The organism is Amycolatopsis thermoflava N1165, assembly GCF_000473265.1.
Taxonomy (GTDB): domain Bacteria; phylum Actinomycetota; class Actinomycetes; order Mycobacteriales; family Pseudonocardiaceae; genus Amycolatopsis_E; species Amycolatopsis_E thermoflava.
The window spans coordinates 4,188,418-4,201,467 of record NZ_KI421511.1 but is presented as its reverse complement, the minus strand read 5'-3'; the positions used below and the strand labels follow the sequence as shown (position 1 = coordinate 4,201,467).

The 13,050-nt window shown below is 71.3% G+C and carries 13 protein-coding genes; 11 read left to right on the top strand and 2 right to left on the bottom strand.

Annotated elements, in window-relative coordinates; genetic code table 11:
- Nucleotides 1–4: 4 nt before the first annotated feature.
- From AMYTH_RS0120690 to AMYTH_RS0120675, 4 genes are all read left to right on the top strand, one after another.
- Entirely contained in the window at nt 5–919 is a 915-nt protein-coding gene (locus AMYTH_RS0120690) for a 2-hydroxyacid dehydrogenase (RefSeq protein WP_037323967.1), read from the top strand.
- A 2-nt stretch (nt 920–921) separates the two neighbouring features.
- Nucleotides 922–1,299: a VOC family protein gene (locus AMYTH_RS0120685; protein WP_027931918.1), complete on the top strand. Its 378-nt coding sequence runs from the start codon at nt 922–924 to the stop codon at nt 1,297–1,299.
- Between the two features lie 108 nt (nt 1,300–1,407).
- Nucleotides 1,408–2,484, top strand: coding sequence for a serine hydrolase domain-containing protein (locus AMYTH_RS0120680; RefSeq protein WP_027931917.1), 1,077 nt, complete (start codon nt 1,408–1,410; stop codon nt 2,482–2,484).
- Nucleotides 2,485–2,545: 61 nt separating this feature from the next.
- Nucleotides 2,546–3,166, top strand: a complete 621-nt coding sequence (locus AMYTH_RS0120675) for a DoxX family protein (protein WP_027931916.1) — start codon at nt 2,546–2,548, stop codon at nt 3,164–3,166.
- Between the two features lie 52 nt (nt 3,167–3,218).
- Here the strand turns inward: AMYTH_RS0120675 and ilvD are convergent, their stop codons facing one another.
- Nucleotides 3,219–5,063 carry a dihydroxy-acid dehydratase gene (gene ilvD / locus AMYTH_RS0120670; protein WP_027931915.1) on the bottom strand — a complete coding sequence of 615 codons (1,845 nt, stop codon included), beginning with the start codon at nt 5,061–5,063 and terminating at the stop codon, nt 3,219–3,221.
- Nucleotides 5,064–5,300: 237 nt separating this feature from the next.
- Here ilvD and AMYTH_RS0120665 point away from each other — a divergent pair, with 237 nt between their 5' ends.
- The 5 genes from AMYTH_RS0120665 (at nt 5,301) to AMYTH_RS0120645 (ending at nt 9,952) form a co-directional block, all read left to right on the top strand.
- Nucleotides 5,301–6,920, top strand: coding sequence for a purine-cytosine permease family protein (locus AMYTH_RS0120665; RefSeq protein WP_228684887.1), 1,620 nt, complete (start codon nt 5,301–5,303; stop codon nt 6,918–6,920).
- The gene (locus AMYTH_RS0120660) at nt 6,920–7,525 is read left to right on the top strand and encodes a cysteine hydrolase family protein (RefSeq protein ID WP_027931913.1); all 606 of its coding nucleotides are present in this window, start codon (nt 6,920–6,922) and stop codon (nt 7,523–7,525) included. The genes AMYTH_RS0120665 and AMYTH_RS0120660 overlap by 1 nt, the downstream gene beginning before the upstream one ends.
- 68 nt (nt 7,526–7,593) lie before the next feature.
- Nucleotides 7,594–8,334, top strand: coding sequence for a GntR family transcriptional regulator (locus AMYTH_RS0120655; protein ID WP_228684885.1), 741 nt, complete (start codon nt 7,594–7,596; stop codon nt 8,332–8,334).
- Nucleotides 8,331–9,740: an amidase gene (locus AMYTH_RS0120650; protein WP_027931911.1), complete on the top strand. Its 1,410-nt coding sequence runs from the start codon at nt 8,331–8,333 to the stop codon at nt 9,738–9,740. The genes AMYTH_RS0120655 and AMYTH_RS0120650 overlap by 4 nt, the downstream gene beginning before the upstream one ends.
- An 11-nt stretch (nt 9,741–9,751) precedes the next feature.
- The gene (locus AMYTH_RS0120645; RefSeq protein ID WP_027931910.1) at nt 9,752–9,952 is read left to right on the top strand and encodes a hypothetical protein; all 201 of its coding nucleotides are present in this window, start codon (nt 9,752–9,754) and stop codon (nt 9,950–9,952) included.
- Here the strand turns inward: AMYTH_RS0120645 and AMYTH_RS0120640 are convergent.
- Entirely contained in the window at nt 9,949–10,383 is a 435-nt protein-coding gene (locus AMYTH_RS0120640) for a PH domain-containing protein (protein ID WP_017987457.1), read from the bottom strand. The genes AMYTH_RS0120645 and AMYTH_RS0120640 overlap by 4 nt on opposite strands.
- Before the next feature lie 297 nt (nt 10,384–10,680).
- On the opposite strand from AMYTH_RS0120640, the gene AMYTH_RS0120635 reads away from it, so the two are divergent.
- Both AMYTH_RS0120635 and ilvN read left to right on the top strand, forming a co-directional pair.
- Entirely contained in the window at nt 10,681–12,543 is a 1,863-nt protein-coding gene (locus tag AMYTH_RS0120635) for an acetolactate synthase large subunit (protein WP_037322625.1), read from the top strand.
- A complete protein-coding gene (gene ilvN / locus AMYTH_RS0120630) occupies nt 12,540–13,046 on the top strand; it encodes an acetolactate synthase small subunit (protein WP_027931908.1) in 507 nt (168 codons plus the stop codon). Before AMYTH_RS0120635 ends, ilvN begins: the two co-directional genes overlap by 4 nt.
- The last annotated feature ends 4 nt before the right edge of the window (nt 13,047–13,050 follow it).

The window sequence follows — 13,050 nt, the reverse complement described above, 5'->3', positions numbered from 1 at the left end:
GATCATGTCCGTCACGGTTCTGGTCCCCGACGAAGACGGCCTGCACGCGCTCGGCGAGCTGGCCGGGGTGCGGCCCGTCCGCTACAGCTGGCGCGAGCCGCTGCCGCCCGAGGCCGCCGACGCCGAGGTCCTCGTCCCCGGCGCGCACCGGCCCGAGGAACGCGACGCGGTGCTCGGCGCGCTGCCGAACCTGAAGTTGATCCAGCTGCTGTCGGCGGGCGCGGAGAACTGGATCGGCTCCGTGCCGGACGGTGTGCTGCTGTCCACCTGCCGCGGCGCGCACGGCGGCAGCACGGCCGAATGGGTCGTCGCGGTGCTGCTGTCGATCTACCGGGAGCTGCCCGGGTTCGCCGCCGATCAGGCCGCGCACCGCTGGAACCTGCACGCCACCGACACGCTTCAGGACAAGCGGGTGCTCGTCGTCGGGGCCGGTGACCTGGGGCGGCAGCTCAAGCGCCGCCTGGCCGCCTTCGACGCGCGGGTCACGATGGTCGGCGTCAGCGCGCGTGAGGGCGTCCACTCGGTCGACGAGCTGCCCGCGCTGCTGGGCGCGCACGACGTCGTCGCGCTGATGGTGCCACTGACCTCCCGCACCCGCGGGATGGTGGACGGGAAGTTCCTCGCCGCGATGCCCGACGGCGCGATCCTCGTCAACGCCGCGCGCGGACCGGTGGTCGATACGGACGCGCTGGTGGCCGAGCTGACCGCCGGCCGCCTGCGGGCCGCGCTGGACGTCACCGACCCCGAGCCGCTGCCCGCGGACCATCCACTGTGGACGGCGCCGAACGTGCTGCTGACGCCGCACGTGGCCGGCTCGGTGACGGGCAGCAAGCGGCGCTCGTACGCCGTGGTCGCCGCGGAGATCGCCCGCTACGCCGGCGGGGAGCTGCCGCAGAACCTCGTGCACGGGGAGTACTAGCGATGATCCTGCGCCACGTGACGATCGACTGCGCCGAACCCTACGAGCTGGCCCGGTTCTGGAGCCAGGTGACCGGGTGGCCGGTCTCCGGCGAGGACTCGCCTGGCGACGCCGAGGTGCTGGTCGAGGCGCCCGCGCCGGTGCCCGGCCTGCTGTTCATCCGGGTTCCCGAGGGCAAGACGGTGAAGAACCGCGTCCACTTCGACTGGATGCCGGAGGACCGGACCCGCGACGAGGAGGTGGCGCGGGTCGTCACCCTCGGCGCGACGCTGCACGAGGACCACCGGACCCCCGACGGGCTCGGCTGGGTCACGCTGCTCGATCCCGAAGGCAATGAGTTCTGCATCGAGCGCAGCGTGGGCGAGCGCCAAACCATCTGACACACCCACCGGGGCGTGTCAGGCGCCGTGTCAGCGCGGAGGCGGTGCGGTGTCAGGCCGGCGGGCGAACGTAGTCGCATCAAGCCGGACCGAACACAGGAGCGCACGATGCAGAACACCGCCACCATCACGCACCGCCCCGAGTTGCAGCAGGCCGTCCAGGCCCTCGTCGACGCCGGGTTCGCCGCCGCCGAGTTGTGCGTCCGCGACGACCGCGGCCGCTGGACCGGCCGGGCCGGCGTGAGCGAGCTGGGTGGGACCGCCGAGCCGCCCGCGGGCGCGCAGGGCTGGGCGGGCAGCGTCATGAAGACCTTCACCGCGACGCTGGTGCTCCAGCTGGTGGACGAGGGCCGGATCGAGCTGGACGGCCCGGTCGCCGGTCACCTGCCCGGGTTCGGGTTCGACGAGCGGATCACCGTTCGGATGCTGTTGCAGCACACCAGCGGCCTCTACAACTACACCGGCGAGCCCGACGCCGACGGCACCTTCGTGATGGGGCTTCCGTCGCAGGGCCGGGCGTGGGTGGACAACCGCTTCCACACCTACCGCCCCGAGGAGCTAGTGCGGTTCGCGCTGTCGCGGCCGCCGCGGTTCGAGCCGGGCGAGGGCCAGAGCTACTCCAACACCAACTACACCGTCGCCCTGCTGCTGATCGAGGCCGTCACCGGCAACACCTTCGCCGAGGAGGCCCAGCGGCGCATCCTCGGGCCGCTCGGCCTGGCGGACACCGTCGTGTCGGCGACCTCGCCGGACCTCCCCGGACCGCACGCCCACGGCTACTACCGCTACGAGGACGGCGGCGAGTGGCACGTCGTCGACGTCAGCCGCCAGAACCCCTCCCTGCTGGCCGGCGCGGGCGACTTGATCTCGACCGCCGAAGACCTGAACACCTTCATCTCCGCGTTGCTCGGCGGCCGGCTCCTGCCCGCCCCGTTGCTGGCCGAGATGCTCACCCCGCACGGCGAGCTCAACCTCGGTCTGGGCCTGTGGGTGCAGGACCTCGGCCCGGCGGGCACGATCGTGCACCACAACGGCGGCGCCCCCGGCGGCTACGGCGCCCTGATGATCAGCACGCCGGACGGCAGCCGGACCCTGACGGCGACACTGACCACCGGCGAGGCGGACCCGGCACAGGTGTTCCCCGCGGCGCTGGGCGCGCTCATCATGTCGGTGTTCGGCAGCTGAGCACCCGCTCGATGCCCCGGAAACTGTCGCGCTTCCGACCCGGATGGCCTAACCTGCGCGGGTGGCCAGCCCTCAGGACGAGTCGAAGACCCAGAACCTGTTCACGGAATCCGGGTACTACCAGCCCACCGAGAGCAGCAGCACCAGCATGCTCTCCGACGTCGAGGACCGGCCGTCACCGCCGGTGAACCGCTACCACGGCGGGATCGACTTCGGTCTGCTCGCGCTGCGGCTCGCGCTCGGGGCGATCCTCGGCGCGCACGGGTTGCAGAAGGTGTTCGGGCTGTTCGGCGGCCCCGGCATCGACGGCACGGCGCGGATGCTGGAGTCGATGGGCTACACGGCCCAGCCGACGCTGCTCGCGTGGGTCACCGGGTTGAGCGAACTGATCGGCGCGGTGCTCGTCGTGCTGGGCCTGTTCACCCAGATCGGCGCCGCCGCGATCCTCGGCGTCACCGTGAACATGATCTACGTCCAGTGGCGCGGCGGGTTCTTCGAGCCGAACGGGTTCGAGTTCGAGCTGCTGCTGGCGACTGTGGCGTTCGCGCTGCTGTTCACCGGCTCCGGACGGATCGCGCTGGACGTCAACACCCCGTGGCGGCGCCGCCCGGTGCCGTTCGGGTTGTTCTTCCTGCTGATCGCCGCCGCGGCGGCCGTCGTGGTCATCGTGCTGGCGCGCTGAACAACGAAAAAGGGCCCCGGCTGCTCGCAGCCGGGGCCCTTCGTCGTCAGGCCTACTTGTTCGGGTCGCGCACCGCGCCCGTGTCGGCGGAGGTGGCCATCCGCGCGTAGGCGCGCAGGGCCGCGGTCACGGGCCGCTGGCGCTCCACCGGCTGCCACGGCCGCTCCGAGGCCTCCATCTTCGCCCGGCGCTCGGCCAGCACGTCGGCGTCCACCAGCAGCTCCAGCTTCCGCTCGTGTACGTCGATCAGGATCTGGTCGCCGTCCTGGACCAGGCCGATCGTGCCGCCCGACGCGGCCTCCGGCGAGATGTGCCCGACCGAGATCCCGGACGAGCCGCCGGAGAACCGGCCGTCGGTGATCAACGCGCACTTCTTGCCCAGCCCGGCGCCCTTGAGGAACGCCGTCGGGTGCAGCATCTCCTGCATGCCAGGGCCGCCTGCCGGACCCTCGTAGCGGACCACGAGCACCTCACCCGGCTGAATCTTCTTGCTCAGGATGACCGAGACGGCCTCCTCCTGGCTCTCGACCACACGCGCCGGGCCCTGGAACCGCCACAGCTCCTCGTCGATGCCCGCGGACTTGATCACCGCGCCGTTCTCGGCCAGGTTGCCGCGCAGCACCGCGAGCCCGCCGTCCTTGGTGTAGGCGTGCTCGATGTCGCGGATGCAGCCGTTGGCCGCGTCCGTGTCCAGCTCGGTCCACCGGTTCGACGTCGAGAACGCCTCCGTGGTGCGGACCCCGCCCGGCGCGGCGTGGAACAGCTCGATCGCCTCCGGCGACGGCGACCCGCCGCGGATGTCCCACGTGGACAGCCACTGCTCCAGCGAAGAGGAGTGCACAGCAGTGACATCCCGGTTGAGCAGCCCGGCCCGGTTCAGCTCGCCGAGGATCGCCGGGATGCCGCCGGCCCGGTGCACGTCCTCCATGTGGTAGTCGGAGTTCGGCGCGACCTTCGACAGGCACGGCACGCGGCGGCCGATCTCGTCGATGTCGGAGATCGTGAAGTCGACCTCGCCCTCCTGCGCCGCGGCCAGGATGTGCAGCACCGTGTTGGTCGAGCCGCCCATCGCCATGTCCAGCGCCATCGCGTTCTCGAACGCCTTGCGGTTGGCGATCGAGCGCGGCAGCACGCTGTCGTCGTCCTCGCCGTACCAGCGCTTGCACAGCTCCATGACCGTGCGGCCGGCGTCCTCGAACAGCTTGCGGCGCGCGGCGTGCGTGGCCAGCGTCGAGCCGTTGCCCGGCAGCGACAGGCCCAGCGCCTCGGTCAGGCAGTTCATCGAGTTCGCGGTGAACATGCCCGAGCACGACCCGCACGTCGGGCACGCGGACCGCTCCACAATGGACAGCCCGTCCTCGTCGATGGCGGGGTTCGCCGAGGCGGAGATGCTGGTGATCAGGTCGGTCGGCGCGTGCGCGACGCCGTCCACGACCACCGCCTTGCCGGCCTCCATCGGGCCGCCGGACACGAACACCACCGGGATGTTCAGCCGCATCGCGGCGTTCAGCATGCCCGGGGTGATCTTGTCGCAGTTGGAGATGCAGACCAGCGCGTCGGCCTGGTGCGCGTTGACCATGTACTCGACCGAGTCGGCGATGATCTCGCGCGAGGGCAGCGAGTAGAGCATGCCGCTGTGCCCCATGGCGATGCCGTCGTCCACCGCGATCGTGTGGAACTCGCGCGCCACGCCACCGGCCTCGCGGATCGCCCCGGCCACGATGTCACCGAGGTCCTTGAGGTGCACGTGCCCGGGCACGAACTGGGTGTAGGAGTTGGCGATCGCGACGATCGGCTTGCCGAAGTCGCCGTCGGTCAGCCCGGTGGCCCGCCAGAGGGACCGGGCGCCCGCGGCGTTGCGGCCATGGGTGGTTGTTCGGGAGCGCAGAGCAGGCATGCCAGCCAGATTACGCCGGGTCCCGCGCGTCCCGATCAACCGGCGGCCCATCCCACACCGAATTCGGCGCATCACCTCCCCGCGTGACGAAAACCGCAGGTCAGCGCGGTGTCCGGAGAGTGAGAAGCGGCGTAACCGGGCGCAATGCCGTCGGATACGCGGCCGAAATACGCGATTCCTAACTTTCGCCGCACCCGAGCGAAGGGATCGGATATGGGCCTCGCTGACAACCCGGAAATGGAAGACTACTCACTGCGGTACACCCCGGCGGCGTTCCGGAAGTGGTCGCCGTGGATGGTGTTCCTGTCCTGCCTCGTCGGCATCTCCGCGATGGCGGGCTACGCGCTCGACGCCGCGTTCGTCGACGCGTTCGGCTTCGCCAACGCGCTCACCGGCTTCCTGGTCGCCGCGGCCGTGACGCTGCCGCTGACCCTGGTGATCGCGTTCGCGATCGCCCGCGGGCACGTGGACATCGACCTGCTGACCCGCGGCTCCGGCTTCGGCTACCTCGGATCCACGCTGACCTCGCTGGTCTACGCCACCTACACGCTGATCTTCCTGGCCTACGAGGGCGCGATCATGGCGCAGGCGGTGACCGCGTTGACCGGGCTGGACATCCACCTGTCCTACGTCGTGGTGTCCGCGGTGATGATCCCGCTGACCCTGTACGGGATGACGTTCAGCGCGAAGTTCCAGGCCTGGACGTGGCCGGTCTGGATCGCGCTGATCGGGCTGGCGCTGGGCACCGCGGCGACCGCGCCGGACGCCGGGCACAACATGGTCCACCCGGCGACCGTGTCGCCGTCCGGTCTGGCCGGGATGACCGTGCTCGCGGTGTTCACGATCGCCGCCGCGCAGCTGTCGCTGGCCACCCAGGTGGGGGAGCAGGGCGACTACCTGCGGCTGATGCCCGACCCCGAACCCGGCAGGCGGGGGCGGTGGCGGCTCGCGGTGATCATGGGCGGGCCCGGCTTCGCGTTGTTCGCGGTGGGCATCTTCTTCGCCTCGACGCTGCTGGTCGGGTACGCCTCGACGAAGATCGGCGCCGATCACGTCGGGGTGCCGGTGGACCTGTTCACCGCCGTCTACGAGCGGCTGACCGGGAACCACACCGTCGCGCTGGTCCTCGCCGGGGTACTGGTGCTGCTGTCCCAGATCAAGATCAACATCATGAACACCTACTCGGGGTCGCTGTCCTGGTCGAACTTCTTCTCCCGGCTGCTGCACCGCCACCCCGGGCGCGCCGCGTGGGTGTTCCTGCAGGTCGGGCTGTCCCTGGCGCTGATGGAGATCGACATCTTCAGCCACATCGTCGAGGTGCTCGCCTGGTACTCGAACGTCGGCGTCGCGTGGATCGCGGCGATGGTGTCCGACCTGGTGATCAACAAGAAGTGGCTGAAGCTGGCCCCGCCGCAGCTGGTGTTCCACCGCGCGCACCTCTACCACGTCAACCCCGTCGGGTTCGGGTCGATGATCGTCGCCGGCGCCGTGTCGATGGTCGCCTACTACGGCGCGTTCGGCCCGACAGCGGCCGCGTTGTCGCCGTTCATCGCGCTGGGCGTCGCGGTGGTCCTGCCGCCGGTCGTGGCCGCCGCCACCCGCGGACGCTGGTACGTCGCCCGCGAGTCGGTGCTGCCCGCCGGAGACGAGCTGCCGTGCTCGGTGTGCGCGGGCAGCTACGACCGCGCGGACATGGCGACCTGCCCCTTCCACGGCGGCACGATCTGCTCCCTGTGCTGCTCGACCGAGGCCGCCTGCCGGGACGCCTGCAAGCCCAGCGCGTGGCGGCCGCCCAAGGGTTCCGTGCCGCTCGGCATGCCGAAGTTCGCCCCCGACAAGGAACTGGAGGTCGCCTGATGAGCACCGCACTGCTGGTGGTGGATGTGCAGAACGGGTTCTGCCACCCGGACGGCTCGCTGCCGCGGCTGGGCCGGGAACTGGACGGCGCGGCGGCGGCGGTGGCGAACACCGCGGCCGCGGTGGCGCGGGCCAGGGAGGCGGGCGTGCCGGTGGTCTTCACCCGGCACGTCTACCGGCCCGGTCGCGTGGACGAGGGTCCCCGGCTGGCCGAGCTGTCCGGCGGGCTGGCCGAGCTGCACGGCCTGGAGGTGGGCACCTGGGACGCGGACGTGGTCGACGAACTCGGCTGCACGGCCGCGGACCTGGTGGTCGACAAGGCCCGGTTCGACGCGTTCCTGTGGACCTCGCTGGATCCGCTGCTCCAGGGGCTCGGCGTGACCGGACTGGTGGTCTGCGGCGTGGTGACCAACATCTGCGTCGAGTCCACCGTGCGCGCGGCCTTCATGCGGGACTACCGCGTCACGCTGCTCGAGGACTGCTGCGCGGCGATGACCCGGCGGCAGCACGAGATCGGCGTCGAGATCATGCGCGACATCGGGTTCGCCGCGATCGCCTCGATCGGCGGCGGCTTCACCTTCGGTGCTCTCCCGGAGGCCGCGTGAGCAGCGGTAACACGGCGGTGATGCCGTGGAGACCGAGCGGCAAACGACGCTCCTTAGCGTCCCCGGGAATGAGGAGTGCGGCACAGCGGGGTCACGAGGTGCGCCGGTTGCGGGACATGCTCCGCGCGGCCGTCCAGGGTGGCCGCTACCCCGACGGGCAGCTGCCTGGCGAGGCCGAGCTGATGGCGGCGCACCGCGCGTCCCGCGCCACCGTCCGGGAAGCGCTTTCCCTGCTGCGCGCGGAGGGGCTGATCGAGCGCGTCCAGGGCATCGGCACGCACGCAGTCGTCCGGCCCGCCGACGAGCGGCTCGTCGAAGCCCACGGCGTGATCCGCCCGGACCAGCACAGCCTGCTCAACCGCCGCACCCGGCCCCGGCTGCTCGACCGCTCCGAGATCGCCGCGCCCGCCGTGGTCGCCGACCGGCTCGGCGTGCTTGCCGGGACCCCGTGCCTGCGCCTGGAGTACGTCGCACTGCACCAGGAGGAGCCGGTCTGGCTCGCCACCAACTACGCCCTCTTCCCGGAGGCCGCGCGGTTGCGGGACTGCCCGTTCGTCACCGACTGGTACGCGCTCATGGCCGACGCCGGTGTCGAGTTCGGACAGTCCGAGTTCATCATCGGCGCCGAGCCCGCCGACCCGCTCGTCGCCGCCGTGCTCGGCATCGCGCCCGGCGCGCCCGTCCTGGTCACCGAGCAGACCATCGCCGACCCCGCCGGGCGCCTGTTCGACCTGGCCTTCATCCACACCCGCGCCGACCGGTTCCGGTTCGTCTCGCGCGGCACCCGAGTCCCCGGGAGGGAAGCATGATCCACACCGTCACCGACGCCGCCGCCGCGCTGCGGGCCGGCGCCACCACGTCCGTCGCGCTCACCGAAGCGGCCATCGCGGCCGCCGACCGCCACGACGCGGAGATCGGCACCTACCTGCACCGGCTCGACGACTACGCGCTCGAGCGCGCCGCTGAGGCCGACGCCGAACTGGCCCGCGGTGTGGACCGCGGCCCGCTGCACGGGATCCCGTTCGGCGTGAAGGACATCATCGCGATGGCCGAGGGCCCGACGACCGCGCAAAGCCTGGTGCTCGACCCGGCGTGGGGCGCGGGCCGGGACGCGCCCGTCGTCGCCCGGCTCAAGGCCGCGGGCGCGGTCATCACGGGCAAGACCTCGACGATGGAGTTCGCCTGCGGGATGCCGGACGACACCAAGCCGTTCCCCGTGCCGCGCAACCCGTGGAACCCGGACACCTGGCCCGGCGGGTCCAGCTCCGGCACCGGCAGCGGGGTCGCGGCCGGGATGTTCCTGGCCGGGCTGGGCACCGACACCGCGGGCAGCATCCGCATCCCGGCCGCGTTCTGCGGGGTCAGCGGCCTGATGCCGACGTTCGGCCGGGTGCCGAAGTCCGGGTGCGTGCCGCTGGGCTACAGCCTCGACCACATCGGACCGCTGGCGCGCTCCGCGCGGGACTGCGCCGCGGTGCTGGAGGTGCTGGCCGGTCTGGACACCAGCGACCCGGACTGCGTGGACGCGCCGTTCAGCGCGCCCGCCTTCGACGGCGACCTGTCCGGCCTGCGCGTCGGCGTGGTGCGCGAGGGGCACTTCCCGGACCACGCGGATCCCGCGCTGACCGGCGCGTTCGACGCGGCCGTCGCGGTGCTCGCCGAGCAGGGCGCGACGGTCGTCGAGGTCACGCTGCCGTACTGGCACGAGATGATCACCGCGGACATGGTGACCATGGGTTGCGAGGCGCTGGCCTACCACCGTAACGACCTCGCCGGCCGCTGGGGCGACTACTACGCGGCCACGCGCGCGATGCTGGTGACCGGGGCGATGGCGTCCGGCGCGGACTACGTGCAGGCCCAGCGGGTGCGCCGGGTGGCGCAGGACGCGCTGGCCCGGTTGTTCGAGACGGTCGACGTGATCGCCGCGCCGACGGCCGCGGTCGGCGCCCCGACCTTCGACAGCATCACCACACCCGGCGGGGGAGTCGACGTGAGCGAGCTGTTCTCGCTGATCTTCACGCCGTACTGGGACAGCGTCGGCAACCCGGTGCTGGCCGTGCCGATGGGTTTCACCGCGGACGGGATGCCGTTGTCCCTGCAGCTGGCCGGTCCCGCCTTCGGCGAAGCGGCGATCCTGCGCGCGGGCGACGCGTTCCAGCAGAGCACCGACTGGCACCTGCGGGTGCCGCGGCCGGCCGGCGTGGCCGCCGCCTGAAAGGAGAGACGATGGACGACCTGACGATGGTGCGCGGCCTGCTCGACGCGGCCGGGATCACGGCGAGCGAGGCGGAACTGGCCGCCTACGTCCCGGCCTACGCGGGGCAGCGCGCGTCGCTCGACGCCCTCTACGACGTGCCGGAAGCCCGGTACACCGACCCGGCGCTGCGGTTCCGCGCCGGCGCCCGCGTCGAGGACTGGGCCCGTTAGTCCGACGCCTCGTCCGTGGTCTCGTCCAGGTCGTCGGTCAGGCCGCTCGGGTCCTTCATGCGGCCCTCGCTGACCAGGGAGATCACCGGCAGGTGGCGGGTGCGGACCGACGGCAGCGGGACCTCGCTGCCGTCGGTCAGCACCGCGCGGACCTTGGCCTTGTCGTTGATCGCCAGCCCCTTGAGCGAGGACCACGGCATCTCGCGGTGGCCGAACACCGTCCGCACGTCCAGGCCGCGCGCGGAGGCGACCGTGCGGGTGCGCACCACGAAGACGAACAACCCGATCGGGACGACGTACATCAGCCACAGCCCCGGCACGTCGGCGAACGCGGCGGGGATCATGCACACCGCCAGGAACACGACGGCGAGCAGGGAGATCAGCGGGACGCGGAAGATCGCCTTCCGGCCCTGTTGCTCGGTTTCGGCCACGCCACCATGGTGCCTCCCGCCCGCCGGGACGCCACGGCCGGGTGTGCCCAGTATCCGGGATCACCGTCCCGCAGAGTTGACACTGTTCGACAAGACCCGTTAACGTCAGCGCCGTGAACCCGCAGATTGGCCTCGTACTTCCCCCGCGCGTCGACGCGTAGGGACCATCGAACCCACCTGCGTCGACGCGCGACCCTCGTGCGACCTTGAAAGGTCGGCGGGGGTTTTTTGTTGCCCACGCCAGCCCGAACCCCACCACCCGACGAGAAGCCCCACGAGACCCACGAGGCAGAACTGATGACAAGCGCCACGTCGCGATCGGAAACGAAACCCGGAGCGAATCCGGCCGCCGCGTCGCCGGCCCAGCTCGGCAACCGCCCCAAGCCAGCCCCGCCCGCAGGCACGCCGGTCCGGGTGACCGGCGCGCAGTCGCTGGTGCGATCGCTCGAGGCGATGGGCGTCGAGGTGGTCTTCGGCATTCCGGGTGGCACCATCCTGCCTGCGTACGACCCGCTCCTGGACTCGACGAAGGTGCGGCACGTCCTCGTCCGCCACGAGCAGGGCGCTGGGCACGCGGCCACCGGGTACGCGCAGGCCACCGGCAAGGTCGGCGTGTGCATGGCGACCTCGGGCCCCGGCGCGACCAACCTGGTCACCCCGCTGGCCGACGCGAACATGGACTCCGTCCCGGTCGTCGCGATCACCGGCCAGCAGACCCGGCCGCTGATCGGCACCGACGCGTTCCAGGAAGCCGACATCTGCGGCATCACGATGCCGATCACCAAGCACAACTTCCTGGTCACCGACCCCATCGACATCCCGCGCGTGATCGCCGAGGCGTTCCACCTCGCCTCCACCGGCCGTCCCGGCCCGGTCCTGGTCGACATCCCCAAGGACGTCCTGCAGGAGACCACCTCGTTCTCCTGGCCGCCGGAGCTGCACCTGCCCGGCTACCGGCCGACGCTGCGCCCGCACGGCAAGCAGGTCCGCGAGGCCGCGCGGCTCATCGCGCAGGCGCGCCGCCCGGTCCTCTACGTCGGCGGCGGCGTGATCAAGGCGCAGGCCCACGCGCAGCTGAAGGAGCTGGCCGAGCTGACCGGCATCCCCGTGGTCACCACGCTGATGGCCCGCGGCGCGTTCCCCGACTCGCACCAGCAGCACCTGGGCATGCCCGGCATGCACGGCTCGGTCGCCGCGGTCGCCGCGATGCAGCGCGCCGACCTGCTGGTCGCGCTCGGCGCCCGGTTCGACGACCGGGTGACCGGTCAGCTGTCGTCGTTCGCGCCGGAGGCCAAGGTCGTCCACGCCGACATCGACCCGGCCGAGATCTCCAAGAACCGCAAGGCCGACGTGCCGATCGTCGGGGACTGCGCGGAGATCATCACCGAGCTGATCGACGCGGTGAAGGCCGAGACCGACCGCATCGGCGAGCCGGACCTGGCGCCGTGGTGGACGCAGATCGACGCGTGGCGCCAGACCTTCCCGGCGGGCTACGAGTGGCCCGCCGACGGCACCCTGTCGCCGCAGTACGTCATCGAGCGCATCGGCCAGATCGTCGGCCCGGACGCCGTCTACGCCGCGGGCGTGGGCCAGCACCAGATGTGGGCCGCGCAGTTCATCAAGTACGAGAACCCGCGCACCTGGCTCAACTCCGGTGGCCTCGGCACCATGGGCTACGCGGTGCCCGCCGCGATGGGCGCCAAGTTCGGCGTGCCGGACAAGCAGGTGTGGGCCATCGACGGCGACGGCTGCTTCCAGATGACCAACCAGGAGCTGGCCACCTGCGCCATCGAGGGCGCGCCGATCAAGGTCGCCGTCATCAACAACGGCAACCTCGGCATGGTCCGCCAGTGGCAGAACCTGTTCTACGCCGAGCGGTACTCCAACACCGACCTCGGCACCCACAAGCACCGGATCCCGGACTTCACGCTGCTGGCCGAGGCGCTGGGCTGCGCAGGCCTGCGGTGCGAGACCAAGGACGAGGTCGACGACGTCATCCGCCGCGCGATGGAGATCAACGACCGCCCGGTCGTGATCGACTTCGTGGTCGGCAAGGACGCCCAGGTCTGGCCCATGGTTGCGGCCGGGACCGGCAACGACGAGATCATGGCCGCGCGCGGCATCCGCCCGCTGTTCGAGGACGACGAGGTTTCGCAGTGACCAGGCATACGCTGTCCGTGTTGGTGGAGAATGTCCCCGGGGTGCTCGCCAGAGTCGCCGGGTTGTTCTCCCGCCGCGGTTTCAACATCGAGTCCCTCGCCGTCGGGCCCACGGAAAACCCCGAGGTGTCCCGGATGACGATCGTGGTCGCCGTTGAGGAGCTACCGCTCGAACAGGTGACCAAGCAGCTCAACAAGCTGGTCAACGTCATCAAGATCGTGGAGCTCGAGCCCGTCTCGTCGGTGCAGCGCGAACTGCTGCTCGTCAAGGTGCGGGCCGATGCCACCGTGCGCAGCCAGGTCCTCGAGACCGTCCAGCTGTTCCGTGCGAAGGTGGTCGACGTGTCGCCCGAGGCGCTCACCATCGAGGCCACCGGCACCGGTGACAAGCTCGGTGCCCTGTTGCGCATGCTGGAGCCGTACGGCGTGCGTGAGATCGTGCAGTCCGGCATGGTCGCGGTCGGCCGGGGTCCCCGGTCGATCACCGCCTCCGCGCCCCGTTGAAGTT

Bases quoted from the DNA above. Each gene is read 5' to 3' on its own strand.
- AMYTH_RS0120690 (WP_037323967.1), top strand. From the start codon at position 5: ATGTCCGTCACGGTTCTGGTCCCCGACGAAGACGGCCTGCACGCGCTC.
- AMYTH_RS0120685 (WP_027931918.1), top strand. From the start codon at position 922: ATGATCCTGCGCCACGTGACGATCGACTGCGCCGAACCCTACGAGCTG.
- AMYTH_RS0120680 (WP_027931917.1), top strand. From the start codon at position 1,408: ATGCAGAACACCGCCACCATCACGCACCGCCCCGAGTTGCAGCAGGCC.
- ilvD (WP_027931915.1), bottom strand. From the start codon at position 5,063: ATGCCTGCTCTGCGCTCCCGAACAACCACCCATGGCCGCAACGCCGCG.
- AMYTH_RS0120665 (WP_228684887.1), top strand. From the start codon at position 5,301: ATGGAAGACTACTCACTGCGGTACACCCCGGCGGCGTTCCGGAAGTGG.
- AMYTH_RS0120660 (WP_027931913.1), top strand. From the start codon at position 6,920: ATGAGCACCGCACTGCTGGTGGTGGATGTGCAGAACGGGTTCTGCCAC.
- AMYTH_RS0120655 (WP_228684885.1), top strand. From the start codon at position 7,594: ATGAGGAGTGCGGCACAGCGGGGTCACGAGGTGCGCCGGTTGCGGGAC.
- AMYTH_RS0120650 (WP_027931911.1), top strand. From the start codon at position 8,331: ATGATCCACACCGTCACCGACGCCGCCGCCGCGCTGCGGGCCGGCGCC.
- AMYTH_RS0120645 (WP_027931910.1), top strand. From the start codon at position 9,752: ATGGACGACCTGACGATGGTGCGCGGCCTGCTCGACGCGGCCGGGATC.
- AMYTH_RS0120635 (WP_037322625.1), top strand. From the start codon at position 10,681: ATGACAAGCGCCACGTCGCGATCGGAAACGAAACCCGGAGCGAATCCG.